We start from the raw sequence: 18,011 nt of genomic DNA, 5'->3' as shown, positions 1-18,011 counted from the left end.
CGCCCTCTCCCGGCGCTGTCTTCCACGCCGCTCCCTGCGCGGCGTGGCGCGGTCGGCTCCGCGGGTGGTGCGTTCCGCAGAGCGGGTCGCGTCGGCCGCCGCGGGAATCGCTTGGCACGCGATCCCCGCCGAGCGCCCTCTCCCGGCGCTGTCTTCCACGCCGCTCCCTGCGCGGCGTGGCGCGGTCGGCTCCGCGGGTGGTGCGTTCCGTAGAGCGGGTCGCGTCGGCCGCCGCGGGAATCGCTTGGCACGCGATCCCCGCACGCGCCCTCTCCCTTTCGGGAGTCGCGGTCTCGACGCGTCACTCTCCCCAAGTTGCGGTAGTGGCGCGCGACTACCGCGACTTGTGAGGAGTGGCGGGGGAGCGGGCGCGGCGCGGCCCGGGCGCCGCTCTCAGACTGCTGCGAGGGTCCGGCCAGGGGCGGCAGGGGTGCGGGCGCGTAAGGTCTGCGGGTGCCCTCCGACTCGACGCTCCGCGCGCCCACCGCCCCGACCGCCGCCACCGCCCCGACCGTGAGGCGGCGCCTGCTGACGGCGCTCGCCGCCGCGGCCGCCACGGCGATCGCGGCCCACCTCGCGAATCTGCTCGCCTTCTTCATCGGCAACCAGCTGGCGCCGACGTCGATCCCGCAGGTCAACGCCTACTTCCTGCTCTCGAGCGTGCTCGCCTTCGTGGTGGTGCTCGTGCTCGCCGCGGCCGGGCTGCTCGCCCGCGCGTGGACGGCCGCGATCGCCGGACTCGTCGCGGGGCTCGTCGGCGCCGTCTTCGGCACCCTCGTGCAGGCCAGCGCGACGGGCGACCCCATCACCGGCGCGGTCTGGTTCTCCATCGTGCAGACCTTCGGCGGGCTCAACCTCGTCTTCCTGCTCGCCTTCGTGATCGCCGCCGCCACCCTCGGCCACCGCATCGCCATCGCCTCGACGGCCACCCGCGCCACGACGACCGCCGCCGCCCGTCCGGAGCGCCGCATCGCCCTCGTCCGGCAGCCCGCGACCGACCTCGACGCCGGCGAGCTGACGCACCTCGACCGCGTCCCCGTCGACCGGGAGAAGGCGCAGCAGCAGTGGGAGGCCTACGTCGACGCGCTCGAGGAGGCCGGCTGGGAGACCGTCGAGGTCGCTCCCGCGCTCGCGATGCCCGACTCCGTCTTCCTCGAGGACGCGCTGCTCGTCGTCGACGGCCACGCCGTCCTCACCCGCCCGGGCGCCGCGTCGCGCCGCGGCGAGGTCGAGGGCGCGGAGGAGGCCGCCCGCGCCCTCGACCTGGTCGTGCACCGGATCGAGGCGCCCGGCACCCTCGAGGGCGGCGACGTCCTGCGCGTCGGCTCCACCGTCTACGTGGGCCGCGGCGGCCGCACCAACGCCGACGGGATCGCGCAGCTGCGGGCCCTGCTCCGCCCGCTCGGCCTGGCGGTCGTGGCGGTCCCGCTCACCCGGGTGCTGCACCTCAAGAGCGCGGTGACCGCGCTGCCCGACGGCACCGTGATCGGCTGGGAGGCCGTCGTCGACGAGCCGCGGCTGTTCCCCTCGTTCCTGCCGATGCCGGAGGAGGGCGGCGCGCACGTGGTCGTGCTCGCCCCGGACACGCTGCTGATGGCGGCGTCCGCGCCGCGCAGCGCGGAGCTGCTCCGCGACCTCGGCTACCGCGTCGTGTCCGTCGACGTCTCGGAGTTCGAGAAGCTCGAGGGCTGCGTCACCTGCCTGTCGGTGCGGGTGCGCTGACGCCGGGCAGCGGCCCGGGTGCCGGCCGCGTCGGCGCTGCGGGGATCCGCGACAGTGGTCGCGGGCGGCACTGGACGCCGTCGGCGGGCCGGGTATAGCCTTCAAGGCTGCCCAGGGCCCGGAACGGGCCGGCGGCATCCCTGGCCCCCTGAGTGCTCGCGCATCCGGAGGGCTCCGTCCTCCGTCGCGAAAGCCCAGCACCGTGCTCGCACAGTCCTCTCCGCCCGCCGCTCCGAAGCGCCCGAACACGCTCCGCACCCTGCTGCGCCTGGTCCCGTTCGTCGGCGACGCGCTGCCGCGCCTGGTCGGCGGCATCGCGATCGCGCTCGTGGCGAGCCTCGTCTCGCTCGCGATCCCGATCGTCCTGCAGCAGCTGGTCGACGGACCGCTCGGCGACGGCGCGACCGCCGCCGGCTCCGGCGACCTCGGCCCGCTGATCGGCCCGGTCGTCGTCGTGCTCCTGCTCGGCGTGCTCGAGGCCGCCGCGATCGCGCTGCGGCGCCGGATGGTGCTCACGCCGAGCACGCGCGTCGAGGCGCGGATGCGCACCGCGCTCTACCGCCAGCTCCAGGACCTGCCCGTCTCGTTCCACGACCGCTGGCAGAGCGGGCAGCTCCTCTCCCGGGCGATGAGCGACCTCAGCCTCATCCGCCGCTGGATCGCCTTCGGATTCGTGCTGCTCGTGGTGAACGCGCTGACGATCGTCGTCGGCTTCGGCGTGCTCGTCTACTGGAACCCGATCCTCGGCGCGCTCTTCGTGGCCTGCTCGATCCCGGTCTGGATCTACGGCTTCGCCTTCGAGAAGCGCTACTCGAGCATCGCGCGCCGCAGCCAGGACCAGGCCGGCGACCTCGCCACCACGGTCGAGCAGTCGGTGCACGGCATCCGCGTCCTCAAGGCCTTCGGCCGCCACCAGCACGCGCTCGCCGGCTTCGCCGACCAGGCGGAGAAGCTGCGCGGCACGGAGGTGGAGAAGGCGAAGGCCATCGCGGGCATCTGGGTGGTCCTGCTGCTCATCCCCGACATCGCCTTCGCGCTCTGCCTCCTCGCCGGCGTCTGGCTCGCCGCGGACGGGCAGCTCAGCGTCGGCGAGCTCTTCGCCTTCTTCGCCACCGCCACGGTGCTGCGCTGGCCGGTCGAGTCGATCGGCTTCCTCCTCTCGATGACGTTCGACGCGCGCACCGCCGTCGACCGCTACTTCGAGGTGATGGACAGCCGGAACACGATCACCGATCCGGAGTCGCCCGAGACGATCGCCCGTCCGCTCGGCCGGGTGCGCTTCCGCGGCGTGCACTTCCGCTACCAGGACGCTCCGGAGCGCTTCCCGGACCTCCTCGACGGCGTCGACCTCGAGGTCGAGCCCGGTGAGACGATGGCGCTCGTCGGCCTCACCGGCTCCGGCAAGACCACGCTGACCGCCCTGCTGCCGCGGCTCTACGACGTGACCGGCGGAGCGATCGAGATCGACGGCGTCGACGTGCGGCAGCTGCGCCGCGACGAGCTGCGCTCCCACGTCGGCATGGCCTTCGAGGACGCGACGCTCTTCTCCACCTCGGTGCGCGAGAACGTGCTGCTCGGCCGCCCCGACGCGACGGAGGAGGAGCTGCTCGAGGCGCTCGAGATCGCACAGGCCGACTTCGTGCACACCCTTCCCGACGGGCTCGACACCACCGTCGGCGAGGAGGGGATGAGCCTCTCCGGCGGCCAGCGCCAGCGGCTCGCCCTCGCCCGCGCGATCGCTGCGCGGCCCGCCGTCCTCGTCCTCGACGACCCGCTGTCCGCCCTCGACGTCGACACGGAGGCACGGGTCGAGAAGGGCCTGCGCCGCGTGCTCGGCGACACCACCGCGCTGATCGTCGCCCACCGCCCCTCGACGGTGGCCCTCGCCGACCGCGTCGCCCTCCTCGAGGAGGGCCGCGTCACGGCGGTCGGCACCCACACCGAGCTGCTCGCGAGCAGCCCGCACTACCGCTTCGTCATCTCGAGCCTCGAGGAGGACGAGCTCGCCCGCCCGCGCGGCACCGAGCGCGTCGGCTCCCGCCCGCGCATCGAGGCCGAGCTGACGGACCTGACCGACCTCACGGAGCTGGAGACCAGATCATGAGCACGCTCGGATCGACCGAGGAGCGCGACGACCTCACCCGCGCGGAGTCGGCGGCCCTGCGCCGGCGCTCGCTCGCCCTGCTGGGGTCGCTGCTGCGCCCGCTGCGGATGCGGCTGGTGCTGACCGCGGTCGTCGTGGTCGTCTCGACCGCGGCCCAGGTCGCCGGACCGGCGCTGATCGCGCTCGGGATCGACAACGGCCTGCCCGCCGTGCTCGACGGCGATGCGACCCCGCTCGCCCTCACCGTGATCGCCTACGTGCTGACCGGCGTGATCGGCGCGGTCCTCGTCGCCTGGTACACCGTGCTGTCCGCGCGGGTGAGCCAGACGATCCTGATCGACCTGCGCAAGCGCGTCTTCCTGCACACCCAGAAGCTGAGCCTCGAGTTCCACGAGAACTACACCTCCGGGCGGATCATCTCGCGCCAGACCAGCGACCTCGACTCGATCCGCGAGCTGCTCGACTCCGGCATCAACCAGCTGGTGCAGGGCGCCCTCTACATGGGCTTCGTCGCCATCGCGCTCGTCTCGCTCGACGGCGTCAGCGGTCTCGTGCTCGCCTGCGCGCTCGTGCCGCTCGCGATCCTGACCCGCTGGTTCCAGAAGCGGTCGCAGTCGCTGTTCCGCGGGACCCGCGTCGCCTCGTCCCGTCTGATCGTGCAGTTCGTCGAGACGATGACGGGCATCCGCGCCGTGCAGACCTTCCGCACCCAGGAGCGCAACGAGTCGGCCTTCGGCGTCGTCGTCGAGCGCTACCGGGTCGCCTACAAGAAGGTCTTCGGCGTCTTCGGCACCTTCGACCCCGGTCTCGTGCTGATCGGCAACGTGACGATGGCGGCCGTGCTCTTCTTCGGCGGGATGCGCGTGCTCGACGGCGGTCTCGAGATCGGCGCCCTGCTCGGCGTGCTGCTCTACACCCGCCGCTTCTTCGCGCCGGTGCAGGAGATGGCGATGTTCTACAACTCCTACCAGTCCGCCGCGGCCGCGCTCGAGAAGATCTCGGGCGTCCTCGCGGAGGAGCAGAGCGTCCCGGATCCGGCGCACCCGGTGGACCTGCGCGAGGCGCGCGGTGCGCTCGGCTTCGAGGGGGTCCGCTTCGCCTACACGACCGATCGCGAGATCCTGCCGCGCTTCGATCTGCGGATCCCCGCCGGCCAGACCATCGCGCTGGTCGGCTCGACGGGCGCCGGCAAGTCGACGCTGGCCAAGCTCATCTCGCGCTTCTACGACCCGACCGACGGAGTGGCGACGCTCGACGGCGTCGACCTGCGGCAGCTGCACCCGAAGGACCTGCGCCGCGCGATCGTGATGGTGACCCAGGAGGCGTACCTCTTCTCCGGCTCCGTCGCCGACAACATCGCGATCGGCCGCCCCTCGGCCTCCTACGACGAGATCGTCGACGCGGCGAAGGCGGTCGGCGCGCACGCGTTCATCCAGGCGCTGCCGGACGGCTACGACACCGACGTGAACAAGCGCGGCGGGCGGGTCTCGGCCGGGCAGCGCCAGCTGATCTCGTTCGCGCGCGCATTCCTGGCGGACCCGGCGGTGCTGATCCTGGACGAGGCGACCTCCTCGCTCGACATCCCGAGCGAGCGGCTGGTGCAGCTCGGTCTGCAGACGCTGCTCGCCGATCGGACCGCGGTGATCATCGCGCACCGGCTCTCGACGGTCGCCATCGCCGACCGGGTGCTGGTGATGGAGCACGGCCGGATCGTCGAGGACGGGACCCCGGAGGCGCTCATCGCCGGCGACGGCCGCTTCGCCACCCTGCACGCGGCCTGGCGCGACTCCCTCGTCTAGCGGCCGGAGCGGCCGCCGCGGTCAGGGTGTCCAGCGCGCGGCGCGGACGTCCACCCGGTAGCCGCTCGGCGTCGTGACCAGCGGCGTGCCCTCGCGCTCGTAGTGCTCGCGGGCGCGCTCCTCGTGTCCAACGGCGGGAGCGCCGCCGGAGCGGACCACGCGCCACCAGGCGACGTCGGAGCCGTAGCGGGCGAGGACGGTACCGACCGCGCGTGCGGCGCGGGTGCCGAGCACCGCGGCGATCTCTCCGTAGGCCATCACGCGGCCGGGCGGGATCGCCTCGACGACGGCGAGCACCGCGGAGACGAAGTCGGCGGGGTCCGCCTCTCCGTCCTCAAGACGAGCGGTCAGAGCTTCAGCGCCCCGATGTTCTCGCCGTACGGAGTCTCGCCGATGACCTCGAAGCCGATCCAGCGGAAGAACTGCTCGGGACCGTCCGCACCCGACTCCCAGATCACGGTGAGGGTGTCGAAGCCGCGGGCGCGCGCCTCGTCGGCGGCGGCGCGGACGGCGAAGGTGCCGACGCCGCGGCCCTGCTTCGCCGCGTCGATGTTGATCCGCCAGATGCAGCTGCGGAACTCCTCGGGCGCCTGCGGGTCGAAGTGCGCGTGGATGAAGCCGACGAGCTCGTCGCCGTCGAGGATCGCCCGCTGCCAGGCGGCGCCGGGGTCGATCACGGCGGCCGCGGCGGAGTACGACTCCGGTGCGACGAACTGCTCCTGACCCGGTTTGAGGCTCAGTCCGTTGACGGCGGAGATGTTCGCGGCCGACAGCTCTTCCAGGCGGAGGTCACTCATGCGGCCCAATCTAGCGGCCCGGCCGGACGGCGGTCATCCTCCTCGCGGACGACCGACGCGTTCCGCGGGGTGCGCGAGTCGGTCCTCCGCAGAACTGTCTCGACATCGAGATACTTCAGGCCTCGGGTAGGCTGGTCGAGGCCGTCTGGAGCGGCCGCGGAGCCACCCGTCCCTCGCAGCAGCGGGCCGGTGCAACGAGACCCTGGGAGTGCAATGTCGAAGATCAAGGTTGAAGGAACCGTCGTCGAGCTCGACGGCGACGAGATGACGCGGATCATCTGGCAGAAGATCAAGGACACCCTGATCCACCCGTACCTCGACGTGAACCTCGAGTACTACGACCTCGGCATGGAGTACCGCGACCAGACCGACGACCAGGTCACGATCGACGCGGCCCACGCCATCCAGAAGCACGGCGTCGGCGTCAAGTGCGCGACCATCACGCCCGACGAGGCGCGCGTCGAGGAGTTCGGCCTGAAGAAGATGTGGAAGTCGCCCAACGGCACGATCCGCAACATCCTCGGCGGCGTCATCTTCCGCGAGCCGATCATCATCTCGAACATCCCGCGCCTGGTGCCCGGCTGGAACAAGCCGATCATCATCGGCCGCCACGCCTTCGGCGACCAGTACCGCGCCACCGACTTCGTCTTCAAGGGCAAGGGCACGCTCACCGTCGAGTTCACGCCCGAGGACGGCTCCGAGCCGATGAAGTTCGAGGTCTACAAGGCCCCCGACGACGGCATCGCGCAGGTCCAGTACAACCAGGACTCGTCGATCCGCGACTTCGCGCGCTCCTCGCTCAACTACGGCCTGACCCGCAACTACCCGGTCTACCTCTCCACGAAGAACACGATCCTCAAGGCCTACGACGGCCGCTTCAAGGACATCTTCGAGGAGATCTTCGAGACCGAGTTCAAGGAGCGCTTCGAGGCCGCCGGCCTCACCTACGAGCACCGCCTCATCGACGACATGGTCGCCTCGGCCATGAAGTGGGAGGGCGGCTACGTCTGGGCCTGCAAGAACTACGACGGCGACGTCCAGTCCGACACCGTCGCGCAGGGCTTCGGCTCGCTCGGCCTGATGACCTCGGTGCTCTCCACCCCCGACGGCAGCGTCGTCGAGGCGGAGGCGGCGCACGGCACCGTCACGCGCCACTACCGCCAGCACCAGGCCGGCAAGCCCACCTCGACGAACCCGATCGCCTCGATCTACGCCTGGACGCGCGGCCTCGCGCACCGCGGCAAGCTCGACGGCAACCAGGAGCTCATCGACTTCTCGCTGACCCTCGAGGACGTCGTCATCAAGACGGTCGAGTCCGGCAGCATGACGAAGGACCTCGCGCTCCTCGTCGGCCCCGACCAGGCCTGGCAGACGACCGAGGAGTTCCTCGCGACGCTCGACGAGAACCTCAAGGCGCGCATGGCGAGCTGATCTCCGGCTCGCACGAACGGCTCCGGCCCGCGGGAATCCTCGGATTCCCCGGGCCGGAGCCGTCTCCGCGTGCCGAGGGAGCACCGGGGCGGCGACCCGTCAGAGCACGCGGGCCAGCTGCTCCATCGCCGCGGCGGCGTCGTCGCCGATCGGGACGAGCACCGTGCTGGCCGCCCCGGCCGCGTGCAGCTCATCGATCCGCGCGCGAGCGGTCTCCGGAGTCCCGACGACCGCGAGCCGGTCGACCCACTCGTCGGGCAGGTCCCGGACGAAGGCGGCGCGGTCGGCGCTCCGGGCGCGCAGCTGCGCGAACTCCTCGGCGAAGGGCAGCGGCTCGAGGTGCGGCGCCCAGTCCGGCTCGCCGATCCACTCGAGTCCGGGCCGCACGGCGTCGCGCGCGGTGACGGCGTCGTCCGCGACCGCCGCGACGTTGTAGGCGACGACGCGGCCGGGCGTCCCCATCTGCTCCCGGGCGCGGGCGAGGTACTCCGGAGCGACCGGCTCGGCGAGGATCGCGCCGTCGGCGATGCGCCCGGCCAGCTCGAGCGAGCGCGGCCCGCGCACCCCGGCCAGCAGCGGCGGCACGACCCGCGGCGGCGACTCGAGCCGCAGGCCGTCGACGTGCACGTAGCGCCCGTCGCGCGTCACCTCCTCGCCGGCGAGCAGCGCGCGGATCGCGTCGAACTGCTCGGAGAGCAGGGTCAGCGGGCTCCTCGGCCAGACGCCGAGTCCGCGCATCCAGCCCGGCATTCCGTGGCCGATGCCGGCGTGGACGCGGCCGGGGAAGAGCTCGGCGAGGGTGCCGAGCTCCATCGCGGTGAAGGCGGCGGTGCGGACGGCGGCCGGCAGGATCCCGATGCCGACGACGATCCGCTCGGTCGCGGCGAGGACGGCAGCGGCCTGGGCGATGCCGCCGCGGAAGCCGAGGTCCTCGACGACCCAGAGCTCGTCGAAGCCGAGCTCCTCGGCGCGGCGAGCGTAGGGCAGGACCTGGGCAGGGGGGAGATCGCGGGGGAGCAGGACGCCGACGGCGGCGTCGGGATTCGGGGTGCGCATCCCGTCAGCGTAGGACGACGACGGGCACGTCCCCGAAATGGGGGCAGGCGGATCCCCGCGGATCCGACGCGGCTGTCCCCCGAAGGAGGACTTCGTTACCTGTTCGTAACAGAGCCGGGCGATCCAGTTCGTAGGGTCGACTCTGTGCGAGAACCGATCCGGTTCCCAGCAACTGTGAGTAAAGGACATCGATTGCCGCTTCACTTGTCCCACCGTCCACCCGTCCACCGCGCTGAGAAGCGCCTCCTCGCCGGCCTCGCCGCCCTCGGCATCGCCGCCTCGGGCGCGTTCGCCGTCCAGGCCGCGTCGGCCGCCCCGCTCGTCGGCGGCGCCGCTCTCGTCGGCGGACTCTCCTCGCTCCAGACCTTCGACGACGGCGAGTACGTCGTCACGCTCGTCGAGCCGTCCGCCGCGACCTACGAGGGCACCGACGCCCGCTTCGCCCGGACCGCTCCGGACGCCGGCGCTCAGCTGCAGGCCCGCTCGGCTCCCGTCGAGGACTACTCCGCGCACCTCGAGCAGCGGCAGGACGACGTGGCCGCCGCCGTCGACGCCGCGATCGGCTACCACTACACGGTCGCCCTCAACGGCTTCTCCGCCTCGCTGACGAGCGCGCAGGCGAGCACCCTCGCCGGCCGCAAGGACGTCGCGCAGGTGCGGGAGGTCGAGGATCTGAAGCTCGACCGCGCCCCTGCGTCGACCGCTCCGGCCCCCGCTGCCACGGGCGACGCGGGCATCCCCGTCCCCGACACCGGTCAGGAGTCGTCCACGAGCTTCCTCGGCCTGGACGGCGACGGCGGAGTCTGGGACACCGTCGGCGGTGTCGACGAGGCGGGCGAGGGCATCGTCGTCGGAGTGATCGACTCCGGCATCGCCCCCGAGAACCCGTCGTTCGCGGGCGCTCCGCTCGCGACCTCCGCGGGTGCCGCTCCCTACACCGACGGCACCACCGTCAGCTACGCCAAGTCCGACGGCACCACCTTCGTCGGCTCCTGCTCGCCCGGCCTCGCCGCGTCCGAGCAGTGGGACGGCGGCGAGTGCAACCAGAAGCTGATCGGCGCCCGCTGGTTCCTGGGCGCGAACGAGAAGGCCGGCTCGACCGACAACCCGGAGTACCGCTCGCCGCGCGACGCGGACGGCCACGGCTCGCACACCGCGAGCACGGCGGCCGGCAACGCCGACGTCGAGGCGTCGGTGGACGGCTACGACTACGGCACCATCTCCGGTGTCGCCCCCGCCGCGAAGGTCGCCGCCTACAAGGTCTGCTGGAACGGCGACGTGAACGGCACCGACGACGACGACTACTGCTCCGGCAGCGGCATCCTGGCCGCGATCAACGCGGCCGTCGCCGACGGCGTCGACGTCATCAACTTCTCGATCGGCGGCGGTTCCGCCGTCTCGACGCTGACCCCCTACGACGAGGCGTTCCTGAACGCCGCGGCCGCGGGTGTCTTCGTGGCCGCCTCGGCCGGCAACTCCGGCCCCGGCGTCTCGACCCTCGACCACGCCTCGCCGTGGTACACCACGGTCGCCGCCTCCTCGATCCCGACCTACACCGCCACCGCCACCCTCGGCGACGGCCAGGCCTTCGTCGGCGGATCGATCAGCGTGCACGACGACGTCACCGGTCCGCTCGTGAACAGCGCCGACGTGGTCGTCGCCGGGACCGAGAACCCCGACATCTGCGCGCCGGGCTCGCTCGACGCGGCGAAGGTGGCCGGGAAGATCGTCGCCTGCACCGCGGGCGTCACCGCCCGCGTCTCCAAGTCGGCCGAGGTCGACCGGGCCGGCGGCATCGGCATGCTGCTGCTGAACCCGTTCCCGAACGCCCTGCACGTCGACGATCACTCGGTCCCGTCGATCCAGATCGACTCGCAGGCCTACGACGCGATCACCGCGTACGCCGGCACCGCGGGCGCGACGGCGACGCTGACCGAGGGCAACGCGACCGGCACCGAGATCCCGGTGCCTCAGGTCGCGGGCTTCTCCTCGCGCGGCCCGGCCGAGGCGGACGGCACGGACGTGCTCAAGCCCGACCTCACGGCGCCCGGCGTCGCGATCCTCGCCGACAGCTTCAACGCTGAGGGCGACGACCCCGCCTTCGCGTTCGAGTCCGGCACGTCGATGTCCTCCCCGCACATCGCGGGTCTCGCCGCGCTCATCCTCGGCACGACCCCGAACGCCTCGCCGTCCGCGGTCAAGTCGGCCATGATGACGACCGCGTACGACAGCGTCGACCAGTCGGGCGACGCGTCCGAGGACGTCTTCGCGCAGGGCGCCGGACACGTCGACCCGACCGCGTTCCTCGACCCCGGACTGCTCTACGAGAGCGGCACGAGCGACTGGATCGCGTTCCTCAAGGGCGCCGGCTACGTCTTCGCCGACTCCGAGCTCGACGCGGTCGAGGCCATCGACCCGTCGGACCTCAACCAGGCCTCGATCGCCATCGGCGCCCTGGCCGGCACCCAGACGGTCACGCGCACGGTGACCTCCACCGAGGCCGGCAGCTACACCGCCGCCCTCGACATCCCGGGGATCGACGCCGTCGTCTCGCCGTCGACCCTCTCCTTCACCGGAGCGGGCCAGACCGCCGAGTACACGGTGACCTTCACGAGGACCGACGCCGAGCTCGCCGAGTTCGCGACCGGCTACCTCACCTGGTCGAGCACCGAGCACGAGGTCCGCAGCCCCGTGGCCGTCCGCCCCGTGCTGCTGGACGCGCCCTACGAGGTCTCGGGCTCCGGCTCGACCGGCTCGACGAGCGTCGAGATCGTCCCCGGCATCGACGGCGCGCTGCCGCTGACGCCGAGCGGTCTCGCGGTGGGAGTGCTCGCCGAGGACGCGACCGCGGCCGACGGCCACACGGGCACGCTGCCGGAGGGCGAGACGTTCGAGACGACCGTCGAGGTCCCCGAGGGCACCGAGTTCGCCCGGTTCGACCTCGACTCGCTCGACGACACCGCCGACCTCGACCTGACGGTCTCGCAGATCGTCGACGGTGAGGCTGTGGCCACGGCGACCAGCGCGACGGGCTCCGCCGACGAGCGCGTCGACCTGGTCGACCCCGAGGCCGGCAGCTACCTCGTCTCGGCCGACATCTACGCGGTGGGCGCGGACCCGGAGGCGACCTTCGACCTCCGGAGCTTCCTCATCGCGGCGGACGGCGGCGAGGGCTCGCTGAGCACCGCTCCCGAAGCCGTCGACGCCGTCCTGGGCGAGCCGACGAGCTACTCCGTCTCCTGGACGGGCCTCGCCGGCCCGGCGCAGTACCTCGGCAGCATCGCCTACGCCGACTCGGGTCTCGCGACCCTCGTCAGCGTGGACGTGACCGAAACGTCGACACCGGTGCCGACGGCGACGCCCACCGCCGGACCGACGGCCGAGCCGACCGCGACGCCGACGGCGGGACCGACGGCGACGCCGGCTCCGACCGGCACGCCGACCGCCGGACCGACCGCGCCTCCCGCGCCGACCTCGACGCCCACCGCCGGACCGGGCGCGCCCGGCCACGGCTCGGGCGGCCTGCCCTCCACCGGCTTCGGCGGCGGACTGCTCGGCGCCGGCGCCCTGGCGCTGATCGGCGCCGGAGCGGTGCTGACGGGACTGCGCCGCCGCGCGGCCGCGCAGCGTGAGGCGGGCGCCGCGGAGTAGCCTCCGCAGCCCGTCGCGACGGCCGCTCCGCTCGCCCCTCCGGGGGCGGCGGGGCGGCCGTCCGTCGTGGTGCCGATCCCGGACGCCGTCCGGTCGACGCGTCCCGCCTCGACCGACGTTCCGCGCCGCGTCGCGGTGGCGTCCCGCGTCGTCTCCTCGTCTCCACCTCGGTCGCCGATCCCCGGCATCACGCGGAGGCGGCCGGTCCTCGCGCCTTCCGTCTCCTGCCCGTGATGTGAACGACGCGTCCTGATCTAGGGTCGATCCAGTGCTGAGGATCGATCGTTTTCTCGGCGAACCCCCGAGTTAGGACTCCGGCGTGCCGTTCCCTCCCTCCCCTCGTCCCCCTGTCCGCCGCCCCGGGAGGCGCCTCCTCGCGGGCCTCGCCCTGCTGGGCATCGCCGCATCCGGCACGTTCGCGGCCTCCGCGGCCTCGGCCGCCCCGAGTGCCGGAACCGGCGTCCTGACCGGCGGTCTCTCCGAGCTGCGGAGCCTCGACGACGGCCACTACGTCGTCACCCTCCTCGAGCCTCCCGCCGCGACCTACGAGGGCACCGACGCTCGCTTCGCCCGGACCGCCCCGGAATCGGGCTCGCAGTTGCAGGCCGATTCGGCGCCGGTCGAGGACTACTCCGCGCACCTCGAGCAGCGGCAGGACGACGTCGCGGCCACCGCCGACGTCGCGATCGGCTACCACTACACGGTGGCCCTCAACGGCTTCTCCGCCGAGCTCACCGGCGAGCAGGCGAGCGCGCTCGCCGGCCGCACGGACGTGGCACAGGTCCAGAAGGTCGAGGACCTCACGCTCGACCGCGCTGCCGAGACCTCACGGGCCGGCGCGATCGCGAAGGCCTCGGAGACCGCTCGGGCGGCCGCGATCGCGCAGGCCGCCGGAGCGGGGTCGCCTGTCCCCGACACCGGTCAGGAGTCGTCGACGAGCTTCCTCGGCCTCGAGGGGCCGGACGGGGTCTGGAGCGCCGTCGGCGGCCCCGGCCGGGCGGGCGAGGGCGTCGTCGTCGGCGTCATCGACTCCGGCATCGCCCCCGAGAACCCGTCGTTCGCGGGCGCACGGCTGGCGAGCGCCCCCGGTTCCGCCCCCTCCACCGACGGCACGACGATCGCCTTCGCGAAGTCCGACGGCAGCACCTTCACCGGCTCCTGCTCGCCCGGCCTCGCCGCGTCCGAGCAGTGGGACGGCGGTGAGTGCAACCAGAAGCTCATCGGCGCCCGCTGGTTCCTCGGCGAGAAGCAGAAGGCGGGCTCGACCGACAATCCCGAGTACCGCTCGCCGCGCGACGCGGACGGCCACGGCTCGCACACCGCGAGCACGGCGGCCGGCGACGCCGACGTCGCAGCGTCGGTGGACGGCTACGACTACGGCACCGTCTCCGGTGTCGCGCCGGCCGCGAAGGTGGCCGCCTACAAGGTCTGCTGGAACGGCGATGTGAACGGCACCGACAAGGACGACTTCTGCTCGGGAGCGGGGATCATCGCCGCCATCGACGCGGCGGTGAAGGACGGCGTCGACGTGATCAACTTCTCGATCGGCGGCGGCTCGGCCACGTCGACGCTGACCGCGATCGACCAGGCCTTCCTGAACGCCGCGGCCGCGGGTGTCTTCGTGGCCGCCTCCGCCGGCAACTCGGGCCCCGACGCCTCGACCCTCGACCACGCGTCGCCGTGGTACACGACGGTCGCCGCCTCGTCGATCCCGACCCACACGGCCACCGCCACCCTCGGCGACGGCCGGGCCTTCGTCGGCGGATCGGTCTCCGTGCATCGCGACGTGACCGGCCCGCTGGTGACCAGCGCGGCCGTCGCTGTCACCGGAGCGGAGGATCCCGAGGTCTGCGCCGCCGGCGCCCTCGACCCGGCGAAGGTCGTGGGCAGGATCGTCGCCTGCACGGCCGGCACGACCAGTCGCGTCTCCAAATCGGCCGAGGTGGAGCGGGCGGGGGGCATCGGCATGCTGCTGCTGAACCCGTTCCCGAACGCCTTGCACGTCGACGACCACTCGGTCCCGTCGATCCAGATCGACTCGCAGGCCTACGACGCGATCACGGCCTACGCCGGCACGGTCGGCGCGACGGCGACTCTGTCGGAAGGCGACTCGACCGGTGTCGGCATCCCGGTGCCTCAGGTCGCGGGCTTCTCCTCGCGCGGCCCGGCCGAGGCGGACGGCGCGGACGTGCTCAAGCCCGACCTCACGGCCCCTGGCGTCGCGATCCTCGCCGACAGCTTCAACGCCGAGGGCGACGACCCCGCCTTCGCGTTCGAGTCCGGCACGTCGATGTCGTCGCCGCACGTCGCGGGACTCGCCGCCCTGATCCTCGGCGTCACGCCGACGGCGTCGCCGTCGGTGGTGAAGTCGGCCATGATGACGACCGCGTACGACAGCGTCGACCAGTCGGGCGATGCGTCCGAGGACGTCTTCGCGCAGGGTGCCGGACACGTCGACCCGACCGCGTTCCTCGACCCCGGACTGCTCTACGAGAGCGGCCCGAGCGACTGGATCGCGTTCCTCCGCGGCGCCGGCTACGTCTTCGCCGACCCCGGGCTGAACGCGGTCGACGCGATCGACCCGTCGGATCTGAACCAGGCATCGATCGCGATCGGCGCTCTGGCCGGGGCGCAGACGGTCACTCGCACGGTGACCTCGACGGAGGCGGGCAGCTACAGCGCCGCCCTCGACGTCCCGGGGATCGACGCCGTCGTCTCGCCGTCGATCCTCTCCTTCACCGGAGCGGGCCAGACCGCGGAGTACACGGTGACCTTCACGAGGACCGACGCTGAGCTCGCCGAGTTCGCGACCGGCTACCTCACCTGGTCGAGCACCGAGCACGAGGTCCGCAGCCCGGTCGCCGTGCGCCCGGTGCTGCTGGACGCGCCCTACGAGGTCTCGGGCTCCGGCTCGACCGGCTCCGCGAGCGTCACCGTCACGCCCGGCGTCGGCTACCCTCTAACGCTGATGCCGAGCGGGCTCGTGGCAGGAGTGCTCGCCCAGGACGCATCCTCCTCGGGCGGTCACACCGGCACCCTGTCGGGCAGAGCGTCGTTCTCGACGACCGTCGAGGTCCCCGCGGGCACCGACTTCGCCCGCTTCGATCTCGACTCGCTCGATCAGACCGCCGATCTCGACCTCACGGTCTCGCTGCTCGCCGACGGGAAGCCGGTCAGGACGGCGTCCGGCCTCACTCCCGCCGCCGACGAGCGGGTCGACCTCGCCGTCCCGGAGGCGGGCCGCTACCGGGTCACCGTGATCGCCGCGGGAGCGGGAGCCGGGCCGGAGGTCGCCTTCGACCTCCGCAGCTTCCTCGTCGCCGCCGAGGGCGGTGTCGGATCGCTCAGCACCGCGCCGACGGTGATCGCCGCCGCTCCGGGCAGGCCGACGGACTACTCCGTCTCCTGGAGCGGTCTCGCCGGTCCCGTCACGTACCTCGGGCGGATCGCCTACGGCGACTCGGCACGCGCGACGCTCATCAGCATCGACGTGGCGAGCGCGCCCGCCCCCACGCCCGCCCCCACGGGGGCGCCGGCTCCCGAGCCGACCCCGCCCGGGGCGCTGGTGCCTGCGCAGCCGGCGCCGCCCGCGGTCCCGGGCTCCGGACGGGCGCCGGAGCCCGCACCGGCCTCCCTCGCCGCATCGGGCTCGCCCGCGCGCGGCTCGGGCGGGCTGGCCTCGACCGGCTTCGACGGCGGCCTGCTGGGAGCGTGCGCTCTGGCGCTGATCGGCGCGGGAGCGGTCTTCACCGGCCTGCGTCGCCGGGGACGCGCGCAGCGTGCGGCGGGTGCGGCGGAGTAGCCTCCGCAGCTCGTCGCGACGGCCGTTCCGCTCGCCCTTCCGGGGGCGGCGGGGCGGCCGTCGCTCGTCGTCGGCGCGGACCTCGATGCATCCGCTGCGCGGGCTGCTCGATCGGCACGGGTGCGCTCGTCCGCGCGTCGTCAGCTCAGCGCGCGGCGCCCCGAGATCACGCCGGACACCACGGCGACGACGCCGAAGACGATCGCGACGACCGGCTGGCCGAGGTCGAGCCAGGCGAGGGCGGCGGCGCCCATGATCACCAGCTCGATCAGCGAGCGGCCGTAGACGTCGATCGCGAGGACGGCGCGGGGCGAGAGGAAGAGCGCCCAGAGCAGGATCGCCAGCACCGGGGCGCCCACGCCGAAGACGATGCTCCACGGCAGATCCCAGGCCAGGAAGCCCCACAGCCCGAGGCTGACGAACGCGAACAGCTCGAGCACGAGGCGCAGCACGTCGTTCGGTCCGACCGAGGGATCGGTCCGTGCAGTGCCCGCTGTCGCTCGATTCACGCGGACCATCGTATCCGCCCGCGGCGAGTCGCCCGAGAGGGCTCGTTCTCCCGCCGGTCAAGCAGCCGTTCCGGGTGACCCGGCACCTCCCTCGGGGGCGGCGGAGGTGTCAGTGGAAGATGATGGTGCGCGCCCCGTCGAGCAGCACCCGGTCCTCCGCGAACCACTTCACGGCCTGGGTCAGCGTGCGGCTCTCCTCGTCCTGCCCGATCGCGACCAGCTGCGCGGGGGAGTGCGAGTGGTCGACCCGCACGACGTTCTGCTCGATGATCGGGCCCTCGTCGAGGTCGCTCGTCACGAAGTGCGCGGTCGCGCCGATCAGCTTCACCCCGCGGGCGTGCGCCTGCTTGTAGGGGTTCGCGCCCTTGAAGCCGGGCAGGAAGGAGTGGTGGATGTTGATCGCGCGGCCGGCCAGGCGCGCGCAGAGCTCGGGGGAGAGGATCTGCATGTAGCGAGCGAGGACGACGAGCTCGACGTCGTGCTCCTCGACGACCTCGACGACGCGCTCCTCGAACGCGCGCTTGGTCTCGGGCGAGGTGACGGCGCGCGACTCGAACGGCACGCCGTAGAACCCGGCCAGGTCCTCGAGGGTCCCGTGGTTGGAGAGGATCAGCGGCACGTCGATCGCGAGCTGACCCGCGCGCTGGCGGAAGAGCAGATCGTTCACGCAGTGCCCGGCCGTCGAGGCGAGCAGCAGGGTCCGGAGCGGCCGCCCGACGACGTCCAGCCGCCAGGTCATGCCGTAGTGCTCGGTGACGGGGAGCAGCGCGGCCGCGAACTCGTCGCGGGTGACGGGCGACTGCACCTGCAGCCGCATGAAGAAGCGGCCGGTGTCGGCGCTGGAGAACTGCTGGCTCTCGGTGATGTTGCCGCGGGCCTGGACCACCGCTCCCGAGACCGCGTGCACGATGCCGGGGAGGTCGGGGCAGGCGAAGGTCAGCGTCCAGTGGTTGCCCGGACCGCCGTCGGAGCCGCCGATCGCCGCGGCGGCGGCGGTGCGGTCGGGAGCGGGAGCGGCGGAGTCGGTCTGCATCCGCTCAGGATATCGGCCGTCCGTTGCTACACTGGCCGCGTCGCGACTGGCGTTCGGATGGGTGACCATCAGGGAGCGGCACCTTTCTCCGGAGACGTCTTCCGGAC

Annotated in this window: 11 protein-coding genes; 6 read left to right on the top strand and 5 right to left on the bottom strand. The window is 72.9% G+C overall.

Features of this window, described 5'->3' with window-relative positions; all coding sequences use genetic code 11:
- The first annotated feature begins 453 nt into the window (after positions 1-453).
- From ddaH to HRK28_RS04770, 3 genes are all read left to right on the top strand, one after another.
- Positions 454-1,722 (top strand): dimethylargininase, encoded by a 1,269-nt coding sequence (gene ddaH / locus HRK28_RS20435; protein WP_367948343.1) that lies wholly within the window; start codon positions 454-456, stop codon positions 1,720-1,722.
- A gap of 202 nt (positions 1,723-1,924) precedes the next feature.
- Entirely contained in the window at positions 1,925-3,826 is a 1,902-nt protein-coding gene (locus HRK28_RS04775; protein WP_173250577.1) for an ABC transporter ATP-binding protein, read from the top strand.
- Positions 3,823-5,625 (top strand): ABC transporter ATP-binding protein, encoded by a 1,803-nt coding sequence (locus HRK28_RS04770; RefSeq protein WP_173250576.1) that lies wholly within the window; start codon positions 3,823-3,825, stop codon positions 5,623-5,625. The genes HRK28_RS04775 and HRK28_RS04770 overlap by 4 nt, the downstream gene beginning before the upstream one ends.
- Before the next feature lie 21 nt (positions 5,626-5,646).
- Here HRK28_RS04770 and HRK28_RS04765 read toward each other — a convergent pair whose 3' ends face one another.
- Entirely contained in the window at positions 5,647-5,922 is a 276-nt protein-coding gene (locus HRK28_RS04765; protein ID WP_244231783.1) for an MGMT family protein, read from the bottom strand.
- Positions 5,923-5,972: 50 nt separating this feature from the next.
- Positions 5,973-6,422: a GNAT family N-acetyltransferase gene (locus HRK28_RS04760; protein WP_123445122.1), complete on the bottom strand. Its 450-nt coding sequence runs from the start codon at positions 6,420-6,422 to the stop codon at positions 5,973-5,975.
- Positions 6,423-6,635: 213 nt separating this feature from the next.
- Here HRK28_RS04760 and HRK28_RS04755 point away from each other — a divergent pair, with 213 nt between their 5' ends.
- A complete protein-coding gene (locus HRK28_RS04755; protein WP_123445123.1) occupies positions 6,636-7,853 on the top strand; it encodes an NADP-dependent isocitrate dehydrogenase in 1,218 nt (405 codons plus the stop codon).
- A gap of 99 nt (positions 7,854-7,952) precedes the next feature.
- Here HRK28_RS04755 and HRK28_RS04750 read toward each other — a convergent pair whose 3' ends face one another.
- Entirely contained in the window at positions 7,953-8,909 is a 957-nt protein-coding gene (locus tag HRK28_RS04750; protein WP_173250575.1) for an LLM class flavin-dependent oxidoreductase, read from the bottom strand.
- 204 nt (positions 8,910-9,113) lie between these two features.
- Here HRK28_RS04750 and HRK28_RS04745 point away from each other — a divergent pair, with 204 nt between their 5' ends.
- Positions 9,114-12,560, top strand: coding sequence for a S8 family serine peptidase (locus HRK28_RS04745; RefSeq protein ID WP_173250574.1), 3,447 nt, complete (start codon positions 9,114-9,116; stop codon positions 12,558-12,560).
- Between the two features lie 319 nt (positions 12,561-12,879).
- Complete coding sequence (locus HRK28_RS04740; RefSeq protein WP_173250573.1) at positions 12,880-16,362, top strand: S8 family serine peptidase; 3,483 nt, start codon at positions 12,880-12,882, stop codon at positions 16,360-16,362.
- 140 nt (positions 16,363-16,502) lie between these two features.
- Here HRK28_RS04740 and HRK28_RS04735 read toward each other — a convergent pair whose 3' ends face one another.
- Positions 16,503-16,871: a YrdB family protein gene (locus tag HRK28_RS04735; RefSeq protein ID WP_367948342.1), complete on the bottom strand. Its 369-nt coding sequence runs from the start codon at positions 16,869-16,871 to the stop codon at positions 16,503-16,505.
- Between the two features lie 109 nt (positions 16,872-16,980).
- Positions 16,981-17,904: a formyltetrahydrofolate deformylase gene (gene purU, locus HRK28_RS04730; RefSeq protein ID WP_160087732.1), complete on the bottom strand. Its 924-nt coding sequence runs from the start codon at positions 17,902-17,904 to the stop codon at positions 16,981-16,983.
- Between the last annotated feature and the right edge of the window lie 107 nt (positions 17,905-18,011).

The sequence above is a fragment of the Rathayibacter sp. VKM Ac-2835 genome, assembly GCF_013266705.1.
Lineage (GTDB): Bacteria > Actinomycetota > Actinomycetes > Actinomycetales > Microbacteriaceae > Rathayibacter.
The sequence above is the reverse complement of the archived record's forward strand: the minus strand, read 5'-3'. Positions and strand labels throughout refer to the sequence as shown.

What these genes read in the sequence shown, in the direction of transcription:
- purU (WP_160087732.1), bottom strand. Translation starts at nt 17,904, where the DNA reads ATGCAGACCGACTCCGCCGCTCCCGCTCCCGACCGCACCGCCGCCGCC.
- HRK28_RS04755 (WP_123445123.1), top strand. Translation starts at nt 6,636, where the DNA reads ATGTCGAAGATCAAGGTTGAAGGAACCGTCGTCGAGCTCGACGGCGAC.
- HRK28_RS04750 (WP_173250575.1), bottom strand. Translation starts at nt 8,909, where the DNA reads ATGCGCACCCCGAATCCCGACGCCGCCGTCGGCGTCCTGCTCCCCCGC.
- HRK28_RS04770 (WP_173250576.1), top strand. Translation starts at nt 3,823, where the DNA reads ATGAGCACGCTCGGATCGACCGAGGAGCGCGACGACCTCACCCGCGCG.
- HRK28_RS04760 (WP_123445122.1), bottom strand. Translation starts at nt 6,422, where the DNA reads ATGAGTGACCTCCGCCTGGAAGAGCTGTCGGCCGCGAACATCTCCGCC.